14 protein-coding genes and 1 pseudogene are annotated in these 23,706 nt (G+C 43.9%); 3 read left to right on the top strand and 12 right to left on the bottom strand.

Annotated elements, in window-relative coordinates:
* Positions 1-391: 391 nt before the first annotated feature.
* The 4 genes and pseudogenes from AAE02nite_RS07345 to AAE02nite_RS07330 all read right to left on the bottom strand — a co-directional run bounded on the left by AAE02nite_RS07345 (position 392) and on the right by AAE02nite_RS07330 (position 3,883).
* The gene (locus tag AAE02nite_RS07345) at positions 392-796 is read right to left on the bottom strand and encodes a hypothetical protein (RefSeq protein WP_146896505.1); all 405 of its coding nucleotides are present in this window, start codon (positions 794-796) and stop codon (positions 392-394) included.
* A gap of 290 nt (positions 797-1,086) precedes the next feature.
* Positions 1,087-1,548 carry a hypothetical protein gene (locus AAE02nite_RS07340; protein WP_146896502.1) on the bottom strand — a complete coding sequence of 154 codons (462 nt, stop codon included), beginning with the start codon at positions 1,546-1,548 and terminating at the stop codon, positions 1,087-1,089.
* A 574-nt stretch (positions 1,549-2,122) separates the two neighbouring features.
* On the bottom strand, positions 2,123-2,644 hold the full coding sequence (locus AAE02nite_RS07335; RefSeq protein ID WP_146896500.1) for a nuclear transport factor 2 family protein: 522 nt from the start codon (positions 2,642-2,644) through the stop codon (positions 2,123-2,125).
* 25 nt (positions 2,645-2,669) lie between these two features.
* Positions 2,670-3,883: pseudogene (locus AAE02nite_RS07330) on the bottom strand (aldo/keto reductase).
* A gap of 111 nt (positions 3,884-3,994) precedes the next feature.
* On the opposite strand from AAE02nite_RS07330, the gene AAE02nite_RS07320 reads away from it, so the two are divergent.
* On the top strand, positions 3,995-4,840 hold the full coding sequence (locus AAE02nite_RS07320; protein WP_146896498.1) for an AraC family transcriptional regulator: 846 nt from the start codon (positions 3,995-3,997) through the stop codon (positions 4,838-4,840).
* A 523-nt stretch (positions 4,841-5,363) separates the two neighbouring features.
* On the opposite strand, the gene AAE02nite_RS07315 is transcribed toward AAE02nite_RS07320, so the two are convergent.
* The 7 genes from AAE02nite_RS07315 to AAE02nite_RS07285 all read right to left on the bottom strand — a co-directional run bounded on the left by AAE02nite_RS07315 (position 5,364) and on the right by AAE02nite_RS07285 (position 19,396).
* Positions 5,364-7,016, bottom strand: a complete 1,653-nt coding sequence (locus AAE02nite_RS07315) for a right-handed parallel beta-helix repeat-containing protein (RefSeq protein WP_146896496.1) — start codon at positions 7,014-7,016, stop codon at positions 5,364-5,366.
* Positions 7,017-7,614: 598 nt separating this feature from the next.
* On the bottom strand, positions 7,615-8,763 hold the full coding sequence (locus AAE02nite_RS07310; RefSeq protein ID WP_246150867.1) for a glucuronyl esterase domain-containing protein: 1,149 nt from the start codon (positions 8,761-8,763) through the stop codon (positions 7,615-7,617).
* 85 nt (positions 8,764-8,848) lie between these two features.
* Complete coding sequence (locus AAE02nite_RS07305) at positions 8,849-11,203, bottom strand: glucuronyl esterase domain-containing protein (RefSeq protein WP_146896492.1); 2,355 nt, start codon at positions 11,201-11,203, stop codon at positions 8,849-8,851.
* A gap of 66 nt (positions 11,204-11,269) precedes the next feature.
* Positions 11,270-13,036, bottom strand: coding sequence for a RagB/SusD family nutrient uptake outer membrane protein (locus AAE02nite_RS07300; protein ID WP_146896489.1), 1,767 nt, complete (start codon positions 13,034-13,036; stop codon positions 11,270-11,272).
* Positions 13,037-13,064: 28 nt separating this feature from the next.
* Positions 13,065-16,142, bottom strand: coding sequence for a SusC/RagA family TonB-linked outer membrane protein (locus AAE02nite_RS07295; protein WP_146896487.1), 3,078 nt, complete (start codon positions 16,140-16,142; stop codon positions 13,065-13,067).
* A 900-nt stretch (positions 16,143-17,042) separates the two neighbouring features.
* Complete coding sequence (locus AAE02nite_RS07290; protein ID WP_146896485.1) at positions 17,043-17,993, bottom strand: tetratricopeptide repeat protein; 951 nt, start codon at positions 17,991-17,993, stop codon at positions 17,043-17,045.
* 182 nt (positions 17,994-18,175) lie between these two features.
* Positions 18,176-19,396: a serine hydrolase gene (locus tag AAE02nite_RS07285; protein WP_146896483.1), complete on the bottom strand. Its 1,221-nt coding sequence runs from the start codon at positions 19,394-19,396 to the stop codon at positions 18,176-18,178.
* 493 nt (positions 19,397-19,889) lie between these two features.
* Here AAE02nite_RS07285 and AAE02nite_RS07280 point away from each other — a divergent pair, with 493 nt between their 5' ends.
* Complete coding sequence (locus AAE02nite_RS07280; RefSeq protein WP_146896481.1) at positions 19,890-21,263, top strand: glycoside hydrolase family 140 protein; 1,374 nt, start codon at positions 19,890-19,892, stop codon at positions 21,261-21,263.
* Positions 21,264-21,379: 116 nt separating this feature from the next.
* Entirely contained in the window at positions 21,380-22,438 is a 1,059-nt protein-coding gene (locus AAE02nite_RS07275) for a nucleoside hydrolase (RefSeq protein ID WP_146896479.1), read from the top strand.
* A gap of 296 nt (positions 22,439-22,734) precedes the next feature.
* On the opposite strand, the gene AAE02nite_RS07270 is transcribed toward AAE02nite_RS07275, so the two are convergent.
* Complete coding sequence (locus AAE02nite_RS07270; RefSeq protein ID WP_146896477.1) at positions 22,735-23,700, bottom strand: PorP/SprF family type IX secretion system membrane protein; 966 nt, start codon at positions 23,698-23,700, stop codon at positions 22,735-22,737.
* Positions 23,701-23,706: the final 6 nt, after the last annotated feature.

Below are 23,706 nucleotides of genomic sequence, written 5' to 3'. Positions count from 1 at the left end.
TCTCTCGGGGGTGGAGATCTATAGAACAAAACAAGCTACTTGTCTAACTACTCCGTGAAGGTTCGACTCCTTCCCCTACAGCTAAAAAGCCTCTCTGTAATGCAGAGGGGCTTTTTTTGTTTACTTCCCATTATATGGTACCGCAATAGAGCAAGCCCCGTGCAGATTTAAATAAACTTTTTAAACTTTAATATTTTACTATCAACTTAAATTTGGTTTAACCATACAGAAAGTGCTGCGGAAGAATTTAAATTTTAAATTTTTTAAAATGCCATTGTTTCTGATAAAATTTTCAGAAGCCGTAAGTGGTTGTTAAGATATTCGAGGGGCAGCCCAGATGCTGGTTTGCAGACTGGCAGAAGTTCAGCGTAGTTATAGAACCAATATTTTCTTACTTACTTTTAAGCCAGTCCTGCGCCCGGTTAATATCTTCAAAAAGCTTTATTTCTACTTTGTTGATTAAACGGGTTTGCAAATCCTGAATAGATAATTGTCCGAAAATTCCGGGCGAAATAATGTGCGCCACGTACTTTATCCGGATAGGAGCCGAAGCCGGATTCAACTCCTCTTCCAACCAATCATTGGCTTTATCCCAGGGCCCAACCAATTCCCGGTTATCGTTTAAGACTTTTGAGAAGCGATATCGCCGGAACATATTCCAGGCTTCCGCCAGACCTTGCTTGATATTAAAGAGGTTCTGGTAGCCAATCCAATTGAGATAAAGCCAGTTGTTTTCCTGGTCGTAATCCAGCACAAGGAAAGTATGGCCGCCCTGATTCTTTACTTCCCGCCTCATGTTAGTAGAGTTTTTTAGTTTAGTAGAGTTTTTCAGTTTAACGTAAACTATGGCACAGAAAACGCTGAGATATAAAGAATATCATCAATAAATAGATAAAGTTAAAGTTATAGGCTACTAAATTGAACTACTGGCCATTCAGGCGAAGGCTGAAAATATATATATCTGAAAAAGGAAGTTAATTCATCCGGAATAAGGAGGGCTGGAAAATTGGAAACAAAAGCTTTTTATAAACAGAAGCCTCTTTGCGCTGGCGCAAAAGAGACTTCTGATAAGATTAATAAATTTAACTAGCGCCAGAGCGGGCGGGTTTCGGGGTTTATGATACCAAATGGTATGCTGAGTATAATAATAATAACGGCAATTAAGGTATAGATAAAAGCACGTTTGTGTTTAAGTACATCGGAAGTAGCTTTTTTGGAGGCGGTACGGCCTATCTGCGCCAGGACAGTACCAATAAACATACCCAGGGTGTGTTCTACGGCCCAGAATCGCAGCGATGAGTTTTTCATAGCCGCGCCAAAATCGTTGAATATTTGTTGAGTAACCGGACTGAAAACAAAATAAAGCAATATGCCGGTTAAAAACTGCAAATGAACCAGTCCTATAAAGATTGCGTGGACAATATTATTTCCTTTGGTATATGCCCTACGGTTTTGCCAGCCCGCAAAACTTTGAAATAATACGAGCAGAGCCATAACTAAAACTAACCAACGATTGATGGAGTGGAAATGCAGCAGAAAAGTATACATGATTTTTAGTCATTTTAATTGGTGAAAACCTGATTTCTGGTGCAAATATAGAATTTTACTTTTGCGTTTACCTTGGGTTTTGCATTTTGAGCGGCTTAAAAACACATAAAAGGCCAACTTACGGTTAAAATCTACAGCTTTTCTGGGTTTATCGCCTTTCTAATTACAAGTAGGGGTAGGGGTTTCGCATTATTTTTACTACCCTTATCTTAAATACATGATGGCTGTTAATTATACAGGTTAAATGCCTTTGCAGGGATTAAATTTAAGCTGATTCTGTTCCTGATGAAGTAGTAAAAATATAGATTGCAGCAGCTTTTTAAGCTTTACTTAGTCGAATAACGAAGGAAGGCAGAATGGCCATAGTTAACATAAAAAATTAAAAGCATTTTGAAACCTAATCAAGCTTCGACGGTTTAGCGGGCTATAAACGGGAGTTGCAGGAAAGTTTTGATTATTACCATGCCATTAAGAACGGTTGCGTAGTGGCCATTCAAGAGCAGGCGTTGTCTTATTTGTTGTAACTTGTTATTTCTTTTGTTGCGACCCAACCTTTGCTAACGTGAAGAGCCAGTTACTGCACTTCGGCAACTTCCCGATGCACAAAATTGGAGGTACGGTGCTTAATTAACCATTTACCATTTTTTTTGACAAAAGAATCCTTGTAAATAGTGTATAAGGTTGTTTTCATTTCCTTATCATTTTGCTTTCCCACCAATATCACGCGGCAATAGCTGGTTGCTTCTGCTTTGTCGCCTTGCAGCGTAATGGTTTGTTGGCCGTTTTGATGATACACCGTATGGAAGTTGGCCAGAAAGCCTGAAAAAGCTTGTTTTAACTGGTCTCGGCCTTTTAGCGGTGATCCGGGCTGGCCATTAGAGATGGATTCCACAACGCCATCTGTGGTAAAAAGCAAGACTTGCTTGTCAATTTCTTTGGTATCGGCAAGGTTTGAAAATTCGTCTACGACATATTTAATTGCCATTTTATCTTCAATGGCAGCTAATCGTTGTTCTATATTTTTGTTGTCCATTTTTTGTGCATAGATTAAAGTGGAAAATAATATGAGTACAAGGGTTGATATTATTGATTTCATTGTAATGACTTTAAAAGGGATAAAATTATTTAGTTTTCGATAAAGGCGTTTTTCCAACCGTTCCCTTGGACGAAGTACCCAGACTGGTTCCGATATCGTGGGAGGCTTTCAGATTTTCAGGAGCCCGGTCGCCGAATACACCGATGGCCGTAAATTCGGTTTCTAATTCATTCATTTCAGAAGCCGATAGTTTTACCTGGGCAGCACCCAGGTTTTCCAGTTGGTGGGGAATCAGACGGGTACCGGGAATGGGAACAATAAACGGTTTCTTAGCCAGTAACCAGGCCAGTGCTACTTGTCCGGGAGTTGCTTCATGACGGTTGCCTACTTTCTTCAATAACCTTACAACCCACTGGTTTTTCTCTAATGCTTCCTTGGTAAACCGAGGGAAATTCAAACTCTTCCGAATATCCCCTTCGGCAAATTGATAGCTAGGCCTTACCTTGCCGGTAAGATAACCCATACCTAGTGGGCTCCAATGCACAAAACCAATACCCAGCTCTTCACATACCGGCAGAACTTCTGCTTCCGGGTCCCGGGTCCAGAAAGAATATTCGTTTTGTATGGCCGTTACCGGATGCTCCGCATGTGCCCGACGTATCGTGGCTGCTCCGGCTTCCGACAAACCATAATGACGGATTTTCCTGCCTTTATCAAATCGGCCATTGCTCCAGCCACTTCTTCTATGGGTACTTCTGGGTCTACCCGGTGTTGAAACAATAAATCAATATAGTCGGTTTGTAAACGCTTTAGCATAAAATCTACCGCCTGTTTAATATGTTGGGGTTTGCTGTTCAGTACACCTTTCATTTGCGCAGTTTCAAAATCAATATTAAAACCGATTTTGCTGGCAATAACCACTTCCTTACGCACGGACCTCAAGGCTTCGCCGGTAGTTCGTTCGCTAATGTGAGGGCCATAAATCTCGGCGGTATCAAAAAAGCGAATGCCTTGTTCATAAGCATTACGTATCAGTTTTACGGCATCAGCTTTAGCCGGCGGATTGCCGTAGGCCCAGGCGATATTCATACAACCGAAACCAAGTTCGGTAACCTCCAATTTACCCAGTGTACGTTTGCCTATTTTGGTATCTTTCATATTTAAGAGTGATTCATTATTTCCATTCAATTGCGATGCAGCCAAAATACCAGGTGTGCTGAGCGTAACGCCCAAACCTATTCCAGCCAAAGTTGATTTAGAAAGGAAATCCCGGCGGGTAATATTGTTTTGCTGTTTCATGTGCTTGTTATTTTATTAATACAAAGTTACCAGTTGCACATGCCAATTATATGACATATTTTACAGTAATATTTTCACAAATCACGGTTCTTGAAAATTCAATAATTTATTATGCAGGAGAAATTAACTGAAGAGGAAAGCAGTAAAGAAATTATTGTTCTGGAGCTCACCGCCGAAAGAGAGGTATTGGCCCAGCACCGGCAACATTATTTTACCCATATTCTTTGCCATAGCGGAAAAGCCCGGTTCCGGATGGATAACCAGCTCTACCAAATTAAACCCAACGATATTGTGATAAGCCTGCCTGCCATCGAAATCAAGGACTTAGAATATTCCCGAAATTTTAAAGCCACCTGCCTGTTTGTTTCATTTGACCTGATGAGTAAAAACAACCCGGATATAGGTTGGGGAATAAGAGGGTATTTGTTTTCAAAGGAAAACCCGGTGGTACATCTTTCAGATGTAGACGCGCAAAAATGCCGATTTAATTTTCAATTATTGCAGGAAAAACAGGATGATAAGGCTCATCGGTTCCAGGAAGAATTGGTGAACCTGCAGCTGCAAATGTTTATTATGGAGATGTGGAATATTTTTGCAAAGGAAATAGATAAGCGAAGTATTACGGATCAAAAGGGGGCTTTATTCGAACGGTTTCTGCAATTGGTGCAGGAGCATTGTATGGAAGAACGGGAAGTAGATTTTTACGCCGATAAGCTTTGTATTACCCCCAAATACCTGACAGAAGTCTGCAAGAAAAGTAGCGCCAAAACGGCCTCCGAATGGATTCAGAATTATACCACTCAGCGGCTTATTATTCTTTTACAAAACAAACAACTCAGTTTTACGGATATTGCTGATACGCTTCATTTCAGTAGTTTGTCATTTTTTAGCCATTATGTGAAAAAGGTGCTGGGTGTTTCGCCAAGTGAATATCGCCTGCGAATGGCGAATTTATAAATTGAGAACTATGCTTTCCCTTTTCTTATAAAAGTACAAAATAATTGGATCAAGAGCTTCGCTTAATATCTTGGAAACACCTTTTCGCGTACCAATTACAGTATGTTAAAAGAAGTTGTAACTAGTTTAAAATGTAAGAAATTTCTGGTTATGTATATAATTTCCTAAAAGTCGGCCCTTTAAAAATAAAGATAACTAACCAATTTATACCAGTTAGTATGAATGACCTTCCATAGCTGAAAGTATAAATCATTTCCTCCACACCCGTCATTCCGGAGGAATCTTCTGCATAGAAAGCATAACAGGCAAATACCAGACTTGGTTTATTACCTGTTTACCCAATTTATGCAGAAGATTCTTAACAGAATGACAAGTAAGAAAAGCAGGTTGTTATGCTGTTATGGAACAGTATATTTACTATTTGGTATTAGTAGCCTGCTCCTGCTTCAGTACGATGAATTTGGCTCGTCTTCAGCTGGTGAGGCCCTTTTTCCCACAAAAGCAGCTCTCCTTGCAACCCCCACTAATCGGTTTTAACCTCCACGTCTTTGAACATGAACGGATTTTCGCTAAGCCGCAAGGGCTTGCCACTGGTGGTGGTCACGTTTCGAAGGATGACTTCTTTGGTTCTGACATAAGGAAACTTTTCCTGGTAGGAAGCGCTAGTCATAGCGGTGTTGAAATTCGCAAAGAGGGCTGGACCCTGGTAGTTAGCCGGATGTTTGGCGTCATCGATGCGGAGGGATTCGATGGTGATCCGCTCCGGCATATAACTGGTATAGCCGAAATCATGCTGCCCCGAATTAGAACCGCTGATCAGGCTGGCGCTTATTGGTCTGCCGCCTGCGGGCACAAAAACGCAGTTGCGGATGAAAACTTCTCCCTGCCAGGTACTGCCGTAGTCGGATCGCAGATTGATGAGGCTCCGGCCGTAAATGGTGGATTTCTCGACGGTAAAGGTCCCGCTGCCAATGGCGTTTATTCCCTGGTGGCCCAGCGTAGAATTGCGGATAGTGGCGTTGGCAACCCCCATGTGGGCATCAAACCGGGAAAAAGTGCAACCGTCTAAAACCAGATTCTTGCAATAATTAGACCCCATAATGCCCCAATACCTACTATCGTTAATGTCATTTGTCTGGCGGCAGTTGAGAAACGATACATTTAGGGCCCGGCCGAGGGAGATGTCGTAGGTGCCCATGGAGACCGAAACGCCAGCGGCGCCAATGGTCTGGTACACTTTGTGCCCGGTCAGGAGAGCGTTTTGCACCGTTACATAGGCGCAGTCGCTGATATTGAGGAAGCCGCCATAGGGGGCACCCTGTTCACCTTCGCCCGTAACGCGGTGTTCCAGCCCATTTACCAGCACATTGGACCGCTTAATGGCAATGCCCCGGTTGTAATAGGTGTACTTCGATTCGGCCCGATTGGCTAGGGTTGTAAAACGGCCACCAGAAATGGTCAGCGAAGTTTCGTCAATGGGCAGTGCTGTAATATCCGTGATTTGGTCGAAGTCCCAGATGATGGGCGCATCCATATCTACCTGTCCGTTTTTATCTACGATAAAGATATCTGTTTGCGCGGCGCCATTGTTTTGGTTCGGACCAAACCGGATGTAACGTTTTACATTTGAGTTGGTAACAGTAACCAGGCAGGTTGCAGGCAAGGGCACGTTAATTTTTTCCTGGTTCCGCTTAAGGGAAGATATACCCGCAAGTTTGAACGGTTGCAGACTGGAACTAACCAAAAAAACGGGCGCATTCCGGTCCTCAACGTTGGTATCGTCTATAATAAAGGATGCTGTACCAAAATCGGTGTTAGTTTGAACGACTGCCGTCCGGTTCTTGCCGCTGATGTAGTAAGTGGCCCCTTCGTCGGGTTTTACCAGAAGGCCGTGTTGATTGGCAAACGCATGGGTTGCTGCGATAGCGTCTATAGCATCGGTTTTGCCGTCGCCCCGGGCGCCAAAGTCACTGTAGCGGACCAACCCTTTGGTTTTAAATTTACGAACATCTTTTTTGGATACATTTACAAGCAATTCCCCATTTTCCTGGGAACGTACCTGGGTTTTATTCTCCTTGGATATTATGACAACCTTTGAGAGCGGGCTTTTGTTTTGCCCCTGAGCTATACTGCATATACTGGAAAGCAAGAAGAAAAATAAGAACAGGTATTTCATTACGAAAGTTTTTTTACAAATCATTTCCTGAAGTGCGTGGTAAAACAGTTAACTGAAATATTTGTGCCTTCATCTAAAGATAATTGAGCAATTTTCACGCTTGAACCCAAAATATTCAATTGAAAGGCATAATGCAAATGAAGTTATAATTTGGGAGGCCAAAACAGGTTCAATAGACTGGTCTAAATCAGGCCTTTTACCTTGACTTTGCTCATTGGAGGCTAATGCAAAAGAACTATATTTATTATTTTAGGACCGTTTCAACCGGCAGATTTTAGAGGCCTTTTTGTACTTTGACTTAAATCAAGTTCGCTCATTAACCATTAAATGCGTGGGAGAATATTATGCCCGGAGGCCTTGGTTACCGCTTGGTAATCTTACCTTAAAAGACGCATATAAAAAAATGTATATATGTTAAACTTGCCGTTGTGCAAAGCGCTAAAAAAGCAAGTTTAACATATTTCCTCTGTCTAGAAACGTTAATATATTAATTTAAAATAGGCTAATTTAAATTGACCTGTAAACGGAATACTTACATGTTTAAGTCAGGTTTTTCTACCTGCGCTGCAAGTGCTTTTTACCCGGCCACTATAGAAGTTTAACCTTTTTTGGGATAGTGATAATTCGCGAACCGGATAAAATTTTGCCAGTCAAAAGTGGTTAAATTGTGAATACCCTCGCGGTTGTGATAGCCCAGGATAGAGTTAATAATAGCTGTGTTAATAGCTGGTGGTTCCGGGGAGAGTCCGGATGGCTTTTTATACAAAGCGTATACCGGCTGCGCATTAATTAAAGAGAGGTAAGTGCCTTTGGGATCGGCCCACAAATCTTTAGTGGCATTGGTGGCATAGACCGGCCGGGGCGCAATTAAAGCAATCAGCATGTGCTGATCAACCGGCAGGGCTGCTTCGTTGTCGTTGTATTTTTTATAATTATTGGTGAACCAGTGCGGGAAACTCGTATTAATTCTGGTAATTGTTTCGCCGAATCTTCTTCTGGCTAAAGCAGCCCCGGTATTGCCAGAACAATTAGAAAACACCATAGCAAATCGTTGGTCTTGCACGCCTGCCCACAAGGCAGCTTTGCCGCCCCTGGAATGACCTACTACAAAAACCTTTTTCGCATCTATATTTTTATCTTTCTGAAAATAATCTAGTACGCGGGAGGCTGTCCAGGCCCAGGCACCAATCGCTTTCATGCCGTTATCAGTTTCCAGTTGCTCCGGATAAAGCCTTAAAATGCCATCCTGATAGGTATTCTTGTTATCCGGAGCCCCATCGCTTACATGAAAAGCCGCCACCGCATAACCACTTTCAATTACGGTTTCGGCCGGCCAGAACTCACTTTTAGTAGCCCGCGTGGGATCTGTATTTTCCTTGCCCCGGTTGTTTATTAATAAAAAAGCCGGCACTGGTTTTTTAACATGGTTGGGCGTAAAAAGAACTAAATGAATATCTGCAGATTTATTCCCTTTTGTTACGGTTATGGTTACTTCTTTTAAATGGGCCTTACCATTCATGGCATCCTTTACCTCATTCGTAACCTTATAGGTCAGGTTATCGAAAGTCTTCGGCATTTGGCCGTAAATATTGTTTTCGAAAAGGGTTAAAACTTCCGGCCTTCTCTTCTTTTCCCAATCAGGTTTGTTTTTTACTAGCTGCCCGTCACTGGTTTTTAATACATCGGGCAAGGTATATGCCGGCACCTTGGCTTCATCATAATTTTGGGCTTGTGCCCTGGCTATCAATATAAAAATCGCGAAAAAAATATTTAAACCTTTTATCATAAACCTGAAACAAAGCATTAATTCTATATTTATTTTTATATTAAAATTATTTATTTTTTTCCTGGGTCGACGCTTTATCCAGCCAGTTTACCATTTCCTTTTGCTGGGCCGCGCTGAATCCGTTGAATTCGTCTGGTGTTTTAAATTCCAAATTTTTGGCAGCGTTTAAATAGGCGTAAACCGAAGCAACCTCTTTTATACTTTGATTAACTTTTCCAGCGTTTGCGTGCCGGTCCAGCTTAGGCGCAATAACCAGTAAAGGCCGGGGTGCAAGGACCGAAATAATTTCAGGATAATCGACGGGTAATCTGTTTTCGTTACCGGCAAAAAAGCCGAGCCGTGGCGATAACCCATATAAATGCGAATAGGCCATAACACCGGAATTATCTTTATTTGCGCTGGCATCCCGCCAGGGCGTAAAGGCACAGGAAACAGCCGTGCCGGCAATCCGGTTATCCAAGGCCGCCGTAAACAAACTTACCGTTCCGCCCAAGGCATAACCCGCCAAATATATTTTATCTTTATCTATAAAGTCAAGGCTTTCCAAGGCATCAATGGCCGCCCGGGTATCCGTAACCATTTTGCCCAGCTTCGACCAATTGGGGTAACGCTCGTAAAAGTAGGTGCCTTCTTCTATGCGCGCCCCGTACCCAATCATATCCATAGCCAGTACCGCCATGCCTTTGGCTAATAAATCGTTGAAAAGGGAATTTAAATAAGAGTCGTAGCCGGTGTTAGAGAACTTATGGGTAAAAATTACTACCGGTATTTTCCCGTTGGCTTTCTTTATCTTTTCGCCGTTTGCATTGATCGGGTAGTATAAAGACCCGTATAAATAATCTCCCAGTGCATTATAGGGTGCAATATTTTCTTTCTTGCCGTTTTTAACCTGCGGCCGGCTAATATAGCTGCTAACGTAATCTTCGCGGCTGCTTAATTCTTTTATGGGGCTGGCAGAAATTCCGGCCGGCTCCTTGCCTAAAACCCAACGGATTTGTTCCTGGATAGCAGCCTTTTTCCCGTACCAATCGTTTACGTTTTTTAGTTTTCCCCCTTTATCATTTTTCAGGATTGTATTGGTTGCCGCTTTAACCGGATAATCGCTCAGCGCTACGGTTTCGTTGCTTAAGGTCTTCCATTTATCGAAGGCGTAATTATAAACAAGCTTATTTTCCCAGGGAATATTTTTTCTTTTAAATTGAATATCGAGCCAATCCACGTAGGCTTCTATGTCCCGTTCCGAAACCCCGTGTTCACCGTCGCGCAGCCGGATTCCCAGCTTCTGCGGTGCGTCTAAAAATTTATAAACCGGCGCAAGAGAGTTGAACATTTGTTCAATAGCCCAGGGATCGCCGCCTCCGCCTTCTCTAATAGAAGAACTCAGGAGTAAAGCATTGGGAGCAATTAAGGCCATTAAGGAATTTTGATCGATGGGCAATTTATGCTCCTGGCCGGCATAAAACCGTAACCGGGGGTGGAGCCAATGCGTTCTGCGGGAGGCCAGATAATCAATGGATTCATTGTTATGCGGCTCATCGGTGTAGCGGTAAGGAAATTCGCCGCCGGTACCGCCGCTACTGGTAATTACGGCGGTTATTCTGTTATCAAAAGCAGCCGCCAGCAAAGATTGCTTTCCGTTCCGGGAATGCCCGGTAATAGCTATTTTGGATTTATCTACCCTATTTAGGGTATACAAATAATCAACAGCCCGGTGCGCTCCCCAGGCGCGGGTCATCAGGGTTGTCCAGTCGTAATCCGGGTATAAAGCCAGATATTCCCGGGTATCGTCCTTGGCATCGGCACCGGCATAAACCAATCCCATATAACCTCTTCTTACGGCAATCTGAGCCCAGCCCCGGTGGTTCCACTGGGTAATGAATACCGGAAAAGGTCCGTTACCGGGAGGCGTAAAAAGCTCCAGGGTAAGTTTGGCTCCATTATTTGCGCCAAAACTTAGTTCAATCATTTGGACTTTTACCCCATTTTCCACCTTTTCGGCCAGTACCTTAGCTTTCAGATTTTCGGGTGACGCTGGAAAGGTGCCGGAAAATAGATGCTTTACCTGCTTTTTGAAATATTCCCTTTGTTCTTGCCATTGCGCTGGCGTTTTTACCGGGATGTTCTTCCTGCCTTCATCGAGTACAAGCGGATTAGGTAAGAAGGGTATAGAAGGTAATGCCTCGAAATTGGGCGGCAATTCGCCGGTACGTTTTACCCAGTCGAGCCAGGTTTTATCGTGATGACTGACAAACGGATCGGAGGAGCTTGGCTGCTCCTGCAACCGGATTATTTCTTTCAGGTAAGCTTGCCGTTTGGCGGTTTCGGTTTGGGCAAGAATACGGGAGGTATTTAAATAAAATATAGGAAGCGTATAAAGAATATATTTTAAAATCCGGGGCATAACAATCAACTTTAATATTTTAAAAATTGGGCTGCCTGCCAGTACAAGCAGCTCAATCCAAATTATTTATTCAATCGTTTCCAGGGGAGGGACATTTCCTTCGGCCCCGACATACCCTGCATTTTGATTCACCGTTCCTAAAGTATTGGCCGTGATCACACTTTGGGGAATAGGCCAGAGCACATGATAAGGATCCATGGCCGCCGTATTGCCAAACCACTGGAACAGCGGCGGCCGATAATGGGAATTAAGTCGCTTCACCCGGTCGTAGTACCAGTTTTTTTGACTGAAACCCGCTAAACTATAGCCGCTGGTATTTAATTTAGCCAGGATATAGGAAACCCGGACCATTTCGGAGTGGCGGGGTTCTTCGGTATACAGTTCCCGGGCCCGTTCGTCGAATATATAATCGATGGTTACATCTGCTGCCGAAATCAGGGGGGCTTTAGCCCGCTGCCTCACCTTATTTATATCCGCAGCGGCCGGACCGGTTTGCCCTTTCCAATAATAAGCCTCGGCTCTTAGAAGATAGGTTTCGGCCAGGCGGAATATATACCAATCGCCTTGTCCGCCCAAGGGCTGGGTCAGGTTATCGGAAGGAACATACGTTTTGTAGTGGGGCCACGGAAACCAGGTATCTGTCGTATCCACCAAACTCCCGTAAAATTTTTTGGTAAGCGGTTGGCGAAATTGCGGAGAAGCCGCTCTGCAGTTTAATATTTCGGCAATTTCATCGCCCATTTCTATCCAGTTATTGCCCGCCCGGCGTAAATCAGGCGTTTGTTGCCATTTATGAGTGGCATCCTCCCAAATCCGGTAATGAAAAAAATCGTTCGTGCGAACATCGCCGTTGCCAATTCCTAAAGTATCACCGGTAGGCGTATTCCAGTTACAGGCCCGGTTACCGGTTCCATCCAATATTTTCCAGTAAGAGGGGGTGTACCAACGCATAGAAAATGTGCCCGCCGACCAGGAACTAGGCGGCGCATCCGGCCGATCAATGGTGGTGTAAATGGTTTCGGTATTCTGGGGATTATTCTTGTTCTGATAACGATGCAAATCCCACATGACATTCCGGCTGCCATCGCTGGCATCAACACCAAACCGGGTTGTCATTAAAGCATACGGCCCATCTATAACGCTAGTGGCAGCAGCAATGGCTTTATCAAATTCGGTATTAGCCAGGTATACTTTAGTTAACAGATGATTAGCGGCGCCTTTGGTAACATTACCCAAGGAAGCTGGCTTTACCGGCAGCCATTGGGCGGCAAATTCCAAATCCGTTTGAATCTTCTTCAGGATAGCCCAGCGGCTGTGGGTTTGAAAATCGAGTTTTGCCCCCGATAATTCCTCCCCAATCCAGGGCACATCGCCGTAAGAATGCACCAACCGGTAGTACCAGTACGCCCGGTGCCAATAAGCTTCTGCCAATAGGCGGTTTTTTACTTTTTCATCTTTCCATTCTATATCATCTATTCTGGAAATTAAAACGTTGGCGTTTTTAATAAATACATATACGTTCGTAAAGTAGCGCAAAAAAGGAAAAAACGCGCTGCTGCTGGGCGTGGTTCTTCTAAAATCGGCCTGCACCAGCGGTATGGCCAAATCGGAGGTGGCAAATTCCATCGATAAAGGATGCCGGTCACCGGTCGATTCATATTGCAGGTTTTTCCGGAGCGTAACCAATATAGCTTCAAAACCGGCCTCATTCACATACACATTTTCCGGCGTTAAGAACGAAAGTGGGTCGGGCTCTAACCATTCCTTTGAGCAGGATATCAGAAACAAGAGCGGTATGGTTAATATAAGTGAGTTTCTTTTTAGACGTTTCATGTTTTCTAGCTTACACGTTTTTGTTTAGTTACAAGGATAAACTCAGACCCATGGTATAAGTCTTGGGCATGGGCGAATCGCCGGATTCCGGATCCCAGTGGGGCCATTTGGTAAAAGTGGCCAGGTTCCGGACCGAAGCAAAAACACGAAGGTTATTAAGCTGTATCCGTTCAGCCAAAGTTGCCGGCAGGTTATAGGATAAAGATACGTCCTGTATCCGCCCAAAAGACCGCGGTTTAAAGATGCGTAAGCCGCCGCCATAGCCACTGGTACCCACATCCAGGCGGGCATAATCGTTAATCGGATTTTCGGGGGTCCAGTAAGGTACCGGGCCCACATCGCGGCTGCGCCGGTCGTTCGATTCCCAGCCGCGGTTAAGGGCCGGTGTGTATTCATCAATATGGCCAAGATCCGCGCGAATAAACACGGAAGCGGTAAAATTGGTTAAAAAGGTGAAATCGTTTCTTAGGCCCAGGCGGTAGCGGGGCTGAGTGAAACCAATAAATTGCTTGTCAATTAAGTCGGTATATTTACCATCGCCGTTTACATCAACCGATTTAAAATCTCCCACCCGCATGCCATACTTCTTGGCGGCTTCGGCTTCGTCTACCTGCCAAACCCCGGCAGGTTTATAATCCCATACCACATCAACCGGTTGTCCGGGAAACCATTGGTTCGAATAATCCGGAATATCGCCGGTGCGCGTTTCGCCCAACAAAGTGTATTGTCCGGTATCGCCGAATAATTTTTTAATTTTATTTCGGTTGAGCGAGAAAACCAGGTTTGATCGCCAGGTAAAGTTTTTGTGCCGGAGGTTTACGGTATTTAAAGTGGCCTCAAATCCTTTGTTCCCTAACTCGCCCAGGTTGGAGGTGATATTCGAAAACCCGGTCATGATAGGCAGTAAGCGGTTCATTAACACATCCGTAGTAGTCCGGTCGTAATAATCGAGGGTAAGGTCCAGCTTGTTCTGAAACAAGCCCAGATCCACGCCAATATTGATGGATTCGGTTCTTTCCCAACGCAGGTCGGCATTAGACAAGGTAGAGTTAAATACCCCTACCCGGGTGTTGGTGCCGTTGAACCATAAGTTGGTTTGTAACCTGGCCAGTGAGGCATACATCCCGATGTCGCGGTTACCATTAGCGCCCCACGACAATCTCAATTTCATCCGGTTTATCAGATCTACATTAAAAAAGTCTTCTTCTGATATTTGCCAGGCTACCGCTACCGCCGGAAAAGTGGCCCGGGGATTTTTCTGACCAAAGGCCGAGTACCCATCTCTTCTGACCGAGGCGGTAAATAAATATTTTCCTAGAAGGGTATAATTTAACCGGGCCATCATGGCATCGCCCGTAAACCGGTAATCGTCGTTCGTGATGCCCGGGCCATTACCCAATTGCAAGGCATGGTACCCCAGCGTCTCCGTTGGGGTAAAGTTTATATTGCTGGTTCTCGACGACCATCTTTTGGTTTCCTCCACGTTATGCAGCAGGGTTACATCAAAGGAGTGGCTACCAATCTGTTTATTCCATTTTAAGAGATTATCTACCATCCACTCGTAATGCGAATATTCATCCCGGTTACCCCGGCTCAAATCCTCGTTTGGTTCACCGCCCACTCTTCGGTCGGTGGTGGTAAACCTTAGGTCTTTCATGGTTTCGAAGCGCGGCTGGAAAGAAACCGTGTAAGTAATGCCAAACGGCAGTTTAATATCGGCATGGAGGTTGGTAAACAGGCTGTTTGTTTTTCTTAATCTATCCTGACGGTAATATTCGAGTAACGGGTGGTTGGTATGGCCGTGGGGCAAGCGCTCCAGGTTACCCTGTTCGTCAAACTCCCTGCCGTAAGGGCTATTGCCATAAAAACCCAAGCTACCCGGTACCGAACTTTCATCCCGGTTAGAAAACTGGGTATTAACGCCTACATTCAACCATTTATTTACTTTAAAATCGAAGTTTAATTTGGAACGAACTGCTGAGAAGTCATCTCCCAGAATAATACCTTCATTATCGGTGTAACCAACCGACCAGTAGTAGGAAACATTTTCTGATCCGCCCCCAATGCTTAAATCATGCGATTGCCGCAGCGCACGCCGCATTACCACATCGTACCAGTCTACGGTTTTGCCGGCCAGATAATTTTCCTGTTCTATCGGAAAAAATCGTAGTCGTGCCATATATTCCCGGGTATTGTCCGGAAGCGGATTATTACTTAGTTTGCGCCATTCTTCAATGGTCATTCCAGCAGGGAGCTCTTCCGGATTGGTATAAAAATGATAAGGCGTATTCGGGAAAATAGTGCGGAAATAGTCTTTTCTAAACTGAACGTATTCTTCCGGGCCAATTCCCCGGCGCTCGTTCGTAGATTCGGCTACGCCAATTCTGGTGGAAAAATTTATGGTGGGCTTACCCGACTTGCCGCGCTTGGTGGTAATGAGAATAACGCCGGAAGCAGCCTTAGAACCATAAACGGCAGCAGAACTGGCATCTTTTAAAATATCAATGGTTTCAATATCATTGGGGTTTATATCAGCCAGGCTGCCCTTATAAATTACCCCGTCCAGAACTAACAAGGGGTCGGTACCAGCGGTTAAAGAGGAGGGACCTCTGATTTCCATGGAACTACCGCCGGCCGCCGAGGCATTTTGATTGCCGTAAAATCCTGCTACGGTTCCCGTAAGCATATCGGTAACCTGGGTGACGGCCTGATTTTGAAAGGTCTCGGCATTTACCCGCTCTACCGAACCGGTTAAGTCGCTTTTCTTCTGGGTACCATAACCAATTACCACCACTTCTTCTAACTGGGCCAGATCTTGCTGCAGTTGCACATTAATAACAGTCTTATTATTAACCGGCACTTCTTGCGAGAGGTAACCAATAAAAGAGAACACCAATACAGCAGATGGGTTTACATTAATGTTAAAAGTACCATTTGCATTGGTAACGGTGCCGGTAGAAGTCCCTTTTACCTGCACGGTTAAACCCGGCAACGGATCATTGGTAGCGGCATCTTTTACGGTACCGCTAACATTAAACTCCTGCGCCAGCGCTGACTGCCACCAACAACAGCTGAGTAGGATGAGGAAGCGTAAATAATTTTTCATGCAGATTAGGGTTTTAAACTGTTTCAAAATGGAAGCTTAATCAGGTAAATGATAAGGGCTTCAGAATTATATAAAACAAAAAATTGAAGTCCTTAGACAGGTAATATAATACCAGAGTATCACATCGTTATGCCAGAGGTGATATCCGGTGAAAAGGGATTTTAGAAAATATAGAGCAGTTACTTAAACTTTATATTTAACTAAATTTGTTCGAATAGTATAAAATAACCGGGCAGGGATTACCTTCCGGCCCTAATTTTATCATTTGCGTTTAGCAAAATCTGTAAGCATTAATAATTACCCTTTCGCAGGCATACTTTTTAATACCCTTAAGCTTAGTAAAAAGAGCGCTTTTGCCTAAATTAATAATTGTCGTCCATTAGGCTTTTCTCAAAATAGATCAGAGTATTATTTATAAAGCAGCGTTTACGTACCCGAATGTATCTATATTAATTAAATATCCAAATTTTATTAATTAATAAATTTAAAATAGGATAAGATAATAAATATTGAGGCCCAGGCTAAACGCACGTGGGGTATTATGGAGGTTAGTTCTGTTTCGGCGGAGCAATAAAAATTGCGTGATAGGAGCCGATGCGGCAGTAATATTTTGTAAGGTTAAAATTGTCTATACCCTAAATTTTCTGCCGGTTTCTGTAAGTGTACTTAACCTGTTAAAAGGCAATGAGCAAAGTTTGTAAATAATGTTTTACTCGTTGTACTTCTCGCGTTTTCATAAGGAATACGGAACCCCCGTCTGAATAATTTATCCTCGGTTCCTGGCAAGCTAGCCAGACTATTCAATTAATGGATCTTAAGAAAGCACATGTGCAGTTTTAAAAAGAGTGGCTAATAAAATTTCGCGAAATAGGCTTTTAGTAAGTTCAGTCAGTAGCAGGATTAGCGCAAGGACGCTACTTGTTTTTGCAATTCTGCTAATTTTTCGGAAGCCGCACTAAAGCCCAGCATCTGGGCTACTCTTAAATCGCTGTAAGCTAGCCGGAGCTTTTGTTGTTTTATACGTTCGCTACCCCTTAAATAATAAGCCTCGCCGTTGTTCTGGTTTTTCCGGATGGCCTGGTTAAAAATGGAAACAGCTTTGGAACTTTGACCTGCTACCTGGTAGGCCCGACCCAAGTTCATATTTCCATAAAAAGCTTTTGGCTGCAGCCGGCGGGCAAACTCAAAGGCCGCAATAGCTGACCGGTGGCGGCCTAATTCCATTAATATTTCGCCGCGGTTATAATGAGCGCTGTAATCGTACGGATACAGATCAATGGCCTTTTCTAAATCGTGCAGGGCGTCTTCTAAGTGGCCGGTTTTCCTTTTCGGGAAACTGCGGTTCAGGTAATACCGGTTTATTTTAGGCTGGCGGGCTATCAGGGTATCGTAAGCCGTTATGGCTTCGCGGTAATGGTGGGTGGTGGTTAAAAGAATAGCCTTGTTGTTTAAAGCATCGTTAAAATCAGGTTTTAAAGCTAAAGCCCGGTCCAGGTTTTCCATCGCCAGGTTATAATGGCCATACTGCAGGTACAAGGTGCCCAGGTTAAAATAAGCCAGCGCAAAACGGGGGTTCACTTTCAGGGCCTGCTGGTAATCGGCCACGGCACCATAATAATCATTTAAAGATATTTTTACCGATGCCCGCAGGTTAAAAGCCGAATCATAGGCCGGATTGAGCAACAATAATTTATTTAAGCTCTTAAGCGCTTGTTTATGGGCGCCGGATGATACATTTATTTTGGAGTAGGTATATAGCCGTCGCACTTTCCGGTCCTGGGGTTTTGCCGAAAGTAAACCAAAAGAAATAAAGAGTAATAAGACCAGTTTAGCGTAGTTTTTCACTGCCATACAAAAATTCACCTTCCCACTCTCTAAATTAAATAATTTACAGTACTTAAACCAGAAAATTAAAGCTTAGTTTTTATAAAATTAATTTATTAAAGTATGGCTAATCAACCGATAGACGAGATTAACATATTTTTCGTAAGGAACCCAAAAATTATCCGAGCGGAATTTTATTTTAGGCTTAATTAATCATATGTCAGCCGGAATTTATCCAGATTTGGTTTGTATTTCTTTTTCCGGACAAGTTCATGCTTGTAAATCAGGTTGCTTAGTTTGTTCATAAAGGGCAGACCGACCGTTTCAGTTTCGTATTTATCATCGTTAAAAATCAGGTCTTCGTTGGTCAGGATTACGGCCGTTAAAAAGAATTCTACTTTATGCTCAAAATCTACAATATAAGCATTATCAATCAGGTAGCCGTAAGCCCAGCCCGCTTTATTAAATATCCGGATGTTTGGGGGTAAAGGTTCTTTCGTGCCACCTACCAGTAAAAATTTACCGTAACTATCTGGGAACTCCTGCGGGTCGTACCGGGGCGAACTGCTTTCCCGCGGCAGCATCGACATGTATTTATACAAAAAAGTATAATCATCAGGAGTTAAATTAAAGCGTTTTTTAACCGGCACCGCTTCCGGAAAAATAACCGATTGCAGAATTTCCTGCAGGGTTTGTACCGAAATATTATTCCGCTCCGAAAAATCCATCGGCTGGTTTATTAGCTTATCGTTCAGGTAAAACCCTTTGCCAACTAATGTGGTTTTTAGCTGGTTGGGGTAAGTGTTGGGGTTATAAACCAAGGGCTGCTGGTAAATAATTTTATTTTCGTGGTAAAAAGTGATGGGATTGGTGTAGCGGCCGTGCGCCGCGTCATCGCCCACCGAGAGCCGGTGCAGCAAGCGTACTTTTTTGTAGCTTTTCTGGTGAATCGTTTGGTTTAAGGTTTCCTGTCCCACAAATTCATAAAGCCGGTTATAAGCATCGTTATCGCTCACCAAAAATATTTTTTTCAGGTAATGCGCTACCGAAGGTTTATGGTTGGCGGCTGATGAGTCGGAAAGTACACGGGTTTGTTTTTCGTAAGCGCTGTCTATCTTAAGAGGCGTTTCTTTTGTGAGGCCCGGAATATTTAAGTTGTTTATTTTTTCGAGAGCCGCTAAAGCACCTGGTAGTTTTACCGTACTGGCCGGGTAAAAATAGTTTTCGGGGTTCAGGTGGTACGCGTAGGAGGTAAGTTTCGGGTGATTGTTTTTATCGCGGTTAATTTGGGTGTACAATATCTGCACTTGATATTTTGCCGGGTGCTGCACAATTTGCTGCAGCAAAGAGTCGGAATTTTGGCGGAGAATCTGCTCCACTAAGTTTCTTTTCTGAGCCAGCGCCTGATTGCTGCTGAGAGTTAAAACCATATTCAAAATTAGCAGGTAAAAAAGCCAGAATGCAGTTCGGGAATAGGTTGCGCTTAAATTAAAAATTAAAACACAGACCGAAGGCGGTTTGCTGCCGGCAAAATTAATGGACTTTATCTTTTTGGTATTACCCCAGTTTGGCATTACCGGCTAGCTTTAGGTAAGTTTCGGATTTATATCAGTTAATTAAACCTATCAGGAATTTAAATAATAATATTATACGCTTAATAAGCAAAAGCAACGAATATATTATTAGGGTTCAATTTCGCGGGAGTTGCTTAATTTATTTGGAGCAGAAGATGAACTTTTATTTCCGGAGCATCCGGTCGGGTTCACAAATCCATCAGGCTTAGAAAAAGTTAATGCGCCACGCTTGGAAAAAGAAAATAAAAAAGGGTAGTTTAGAGGATAACCAAGCAGACACTCCTGATAATTTATGTACTTTCATTTGGCTCTTAAAAAGAAACAGCGCTTCTTCCGCTTGACGCTGGCAATGAGTGGTTTATTTTTCATGCAACCCGTTACCGAGGCGTCAGCCCAGCACTTGTTAAAAGTAAGCGACAATCAGCGGTACCTGGTGCGGGAAAACAACCAACCTTTCTTTTATTTAGGCGATACCGCCTGGGAATTGTTTCACCGGTTAAACCGCGAAGAGGCTGATCGTTATCTTAAAGACAGAGCCGATAAAGGATTTACCGTTATCCAGGCGGTGGTACTGGCCGAACTTGATGGTTTACGCGACCCAAACCCCTACGGACAATTGCCATTGATTAACGAAGACCCCACCAAACCAAACGAAGAATATTTTAAGCACGTTGATTATATTGTAAACAAAGCCGAGCAGTTGGGCTTGTATATTGGCATGTTGCCTACCTGGGGCGATAAAATATTTAAAAATACCTGGGGGACCGGACCAGAAATATTTAACCCGCAAAATGCCCGCGCATTTGGCGAGTACGTAGGCAAGCGTTATAAAAACAAACCAATTATTTGGGTGATGGGCGGCGACCGGAACCCGCGGCACGAACAGGATATAGCCATTTGGCGGGCCATGGCCGATGGCATTACTGCCGGTGCCGGCGACGGAAACCCGGATAAAGTTATAATGACCTATCACCCACAACCGAAAGAAAAAGGCGGTTCCTCTACTTGGTTTCACAATGACAAATGGCTCGATTTTAACATGTTCCAGACGGGGCACTGCCGTAACTTACCCGTTTACGACAATATTTCGCACGATTATAACCTGCCCAACACCAAACCTACTATGGATGGGGAACCTATTTATGAAGACCATCCGGTTTGTTTTAACGCCAAAGAAAATGGTTACTCGGCGGCGTACGATGTGCGGCGGTCGGCATATTTGGCTTTGTTTGCCGGTGCGCACGGCCATACGTACGGTTGCCACAGCATCTGGCAAATGAATAATCCCAAAGGTAAAAACGTAAATATGCCGCTGGGATCCTGGTACGAAGCTGTTAACTTGCCGGGTAGTGGTCAAATGTCGCATGTTAGAGCTTTAATAGAATCGCGGCCGTTTTTGGAGCGGGTGCCCGACCAAAGTTTACTTTCCGAGGCGTTTAGCGGCGGGGAGCGTATTCAGAGCACCCGGGGTAAAGATTACGCTTTTATTTACAGCACTGCCGGCAAACCTTTTACAGTAAACATGGGAAAAATATCGGGCAAACGGGTTAACGCTACCTGGTACGATCCCAGGACTGGCGTAAGCACTGTGGCCGGTAAATTCCGTAATACGGGCACTCAATTATTCACGCCTCCCAGCCATGGCCGCGACAACGATTGGGTTTTAATATTGGATGATGCTAGTAAAAATTATCCGGCTCCTAAAAAGTGGAATAAATCTTAACGGATTCTGCTATTTACATTTTAGCTGTGCTGATATTTAATAGGGATGTTTTTGGCTTAATCCTAGCGCATTTATTTCTTAACTGAAGTAGGGGAGACCTAACCCAAATTATTCACATGAACCCGGAAAAAATTATTAAACCTGTATGTCTGCTGTTGGCGCTTGCCCTATTAGGGTACGCCGGCAGGAGTTTAGCTTCAAAGGGCACAGCCCGTTATAAGCCTGATTATAAACCGATGTTGGCTGCGCCCAGACAAAAGCCCGTTCGCATTATACTGGATACCGATATCGCGCCCGACTTCGACGATGCCGGAGCCATGGCCGTTTTGCACGCTTTGGCCGATAAAGGCGAAGCTAAAATATTAGCAACCGTCAGTTGTAACCGGTATCCGGGTTGTGCGCCTTTGCTGGAGGTTATTAATAATTATTACAAAAAGCCAGCTATTCCAATAGGAGCGGTTAAAAACGAAGGGGCTAATTTTGGCGATAAAAACAAGTGGAACGAGGTAGTAGTGGCCAATTTTCCGCACAAGCTCCAAACTACCGATGAGGCACCGGATGCCATTGGTGTTTACCGTTCGGTGCTGGCCAAGCAGCCTAATAATAGTGCAGTAATTGTTACGATTGGCTTTTTAACTAACCTTAAAAACCTGCTGCAATCAGGCCCGGATAAATACAGTAAACTAGATGGCGCAGCATTGGTGGCTAAAAAAGTAAAAAGGCTGGTGGTAATGGGCGGGGCTTTCCCGCAAGGAAAAGAGTTTAACATTCATATCGATGCATCTTCCTCTAAATATACCTTTGCGCATTGGCCCACGCCGGTTTTGTTCAGTGGGGTCGAAATCGGAAATAAAATATTAACAGGCAATCGCTTAATTCAGCAAGCCTCGGCACATAATCCCATCCGGCAGAGTTATGAATATTGTTTAAAAACGTACCAGGGCAAAACGCACCCTACTGGCCGCATGAGCTGGGACCAAACGGCGGTGTTAGCAGCCGTACGCGGCCCTGAACCTTACTGGAAGGCAATAACCGGGCAGATTAAAATTAACGAGGATGGTACCAACGAATGGATTGCCGGGGGTAGTAAACAGCATAGTTACCTGGTCGAAAAAATGCCGCCCGAAGAAGTAGCCGTAATAATTGAAGATTTAATGCTGCATGAACCAAGATAATATTTAAGAGCGACAAGCTAACGTAATCAACCAAAGATTAATTTATTTGTGTTAAACAAAATTAATTGTACACTTTCCGTTAGTCTTTGGAGTCCATTTCTGTCCTTCAGGAGGAACCTATTTAGCTGCCTACTACATAGTTTCCTCCTGAACGACAGAGATTGATTCATTCTTTAAACCTGTATAAAAACTTTGCCTAACATCAGTTAATAAATAAAGCCTTACTTTGCCGGAATTTAAAATAAAAAGGCTCGTGCAATATTTGCACGAGCCTTTTTATTTTACTTAAAATGGGCTTACCAAATACTGACTGGTCTATCGGCGTTTCTGGTGCGGGCGGAGAACAGGTTATAAGTAGCGATGAGTTCGTTAGAGCTTCGAGTCGAAATTTTAGCCTGACGGGTAGCGGTTTCGTAAGCATAACCAACCTTTAACTGGCCTAACTGTAAGCCGGCGGTTAAAGTGTAAGCTAAATCGTGGCGATAACCGGCACCGGCCCAGAAAGTATTATTAAAAATCCCTTTTACCTGTCCTTCTACCGTTTCTTTCAGGGTGGAATCGTAGCGGTAAATACCGTTTACCACTACGCCAAATTGTTCCGATAAGCTTTTCCGGAAACCGGCCTGCACCAGGTGCTGGGTGTTGGTACCGTTGTGTAGGTAATAGCCCGAAGAAACTATTTTGCCTTTAGCCGCATCTTGCAACCCGTAGCCCAGGTAAAAATTTTCAGCGGTAAGCATCAAGCCAACATTTACATCTACTTTATCTGATTTATTATCGCTGATTAGTATTGCCTGATATTCCGGATCATTAGACTGATCCAGGGTAAGCATGTTGTAATCTAATTTTACAAAAGCATAAGTAAGCGCTGCCCCGGCCCGCAGGCTCAGTTTTTCCGATAGCCGAACCTGCGAAGCATAATTCATTTGAAGCTGACCTTCTTTAAAAGGGCCAAAGGTTTCGTGCAGCAAAGAAACGCCCATTGCATTGCGGGCACCGGCGGGTAAGCTGTTGTTGTTACTTTCAACGGCTTTTAAATCAGCCAGGTCAAACTCACCCGAAATAAACGCGGTGCGGGGGGCATTATCAAATCCGGTCCACTGGTTGCGGTAAAAACTTTTCATTACGGAGCCCTCGTGCCCCGTAAAAGCCGGGTTAAAATATTGCTGAAACAGGCTGTAGTTGGTGATGTGTTTTCTGCTTTGGGCCTGAGCGCCCAAAGCAGAGATAAATAATGCTATAACTAAGGAAATCTTTTTCATTTTAAT

Source organism: Adhaeribacter aerolatus (genome assembly GCF_007991635.1).
Taxonomy (GTDB): Bacteria; Bacteroidota; Bacteroidia; order Cytophagales; family Hymenobacteraceae; genus Adhaeribacter; species Adhaeribacter aerolatus.
This window is presented reverse-complemented; position numbering and strand designations above follow the sequence as displayed.

What these genes read in the sequence shown, in the direction of transcription:
- AAE02nite_RS07345 (WP_146896505.1), bottom strand. Translation starts at nt 796, where the DNA reads ATGAGGCGGGAAGTAAAGAATCAGGGCGGCCATACTTTCCTTGTGCTG.
- AAE02nite_RS07340 (WP_146896502.1), bottom strand. Translation starts at nt 1,548, where the DNA reads ATGTATACTTTTCTGCTGCATTTCCACTCCATCAATCGTTGGTTAGTT.
- AAE02nite_RS07335 (WP_146896500.1), bottom strand. Translation starts at nt 2,644, where the DNA reads ATGAAATCAATAATATCAACCCTTGTACTCATATTATTTTCCACTTTA.
- AAE02nite_RS07320 (WP_146896498.1), top strand. Translation starts at nt 3,995, where the DNA reads ATGCAGGAGAAATTAACTGAAGAGGAAAGCAGTAAAGAAATTATTGTT.
- AAE02nite_RS07315 (WP_146896496.1), bottom strand. Translation starts at nt 7,016, where the DNA reads ATGAAATACCTGTTCTTATTTTTCTTCTTGCTTTCCAGTATATGCAGT.
- AAE02nite_RS07305 (WP_146896492.1), bottom strand. Translation starts at nt 11,203, where the DNA reads ATGCCCCGGATTTTAAAATATATTCTTTATACGCTTCCTATATTTTAT.
- AAE02nite_RS07300 (WP_146896489.1), bottom strand. Translation starts at nt 13,036, where the DNA reads ATGAAACGTCTAAAAAGAAACTCACTTATATTAACCATACCGCTCTTG.
- AAE02nite_RS07295 (WP_146896487.1), bottom strand. Translation starts at nt 16,142, where the DNA reads ATGAAAAATTATTTACGCTTCCTCATCCTACTCAGCTGTTGTTGGTGG.
- AAE02nite_RS07290 (WP_146896485.1), bottom strand. Translation starts at nt 17,993, where the DNA reads ATGGCAGTGAAAAACTACGCTAAACTGGTCTTATTACTCTTTATTTCT.
- AAE02nite_RS07285 (WP_146896483.1), bottom strand. Translation starts at nt 19,396, where the DNA reads ATGGTTTTAACTCTCAGCAGCAATCAGGCGCTGGCTCAGAAAAGAAAC.
- AAE02nite_RS07280 (WP_146896481.1), top strand. Translation starts at nt 19,890, where the DNA reads ATGAGTGGTTTATTTTTCATGCAACCCGTTACCGAGGCGTCAGCCCAG.
- AAE02nite_RS07275 (WP_146896479.1), top strand. Translation starts at nt 21,380, where the DNA reads ATGAACCCGGAAAAAATTATTAAACCTGTATGTCTGCTGTTGGCGCTT.
- AAE02nite_RS07270 (WP_146896477.1), bottom strand. Translation starts at nt 23,700, where the DNA reads ATGAAAAAGATTTCCTTAGTTATAGCATTATTTATCTCTGCTTTGGGC.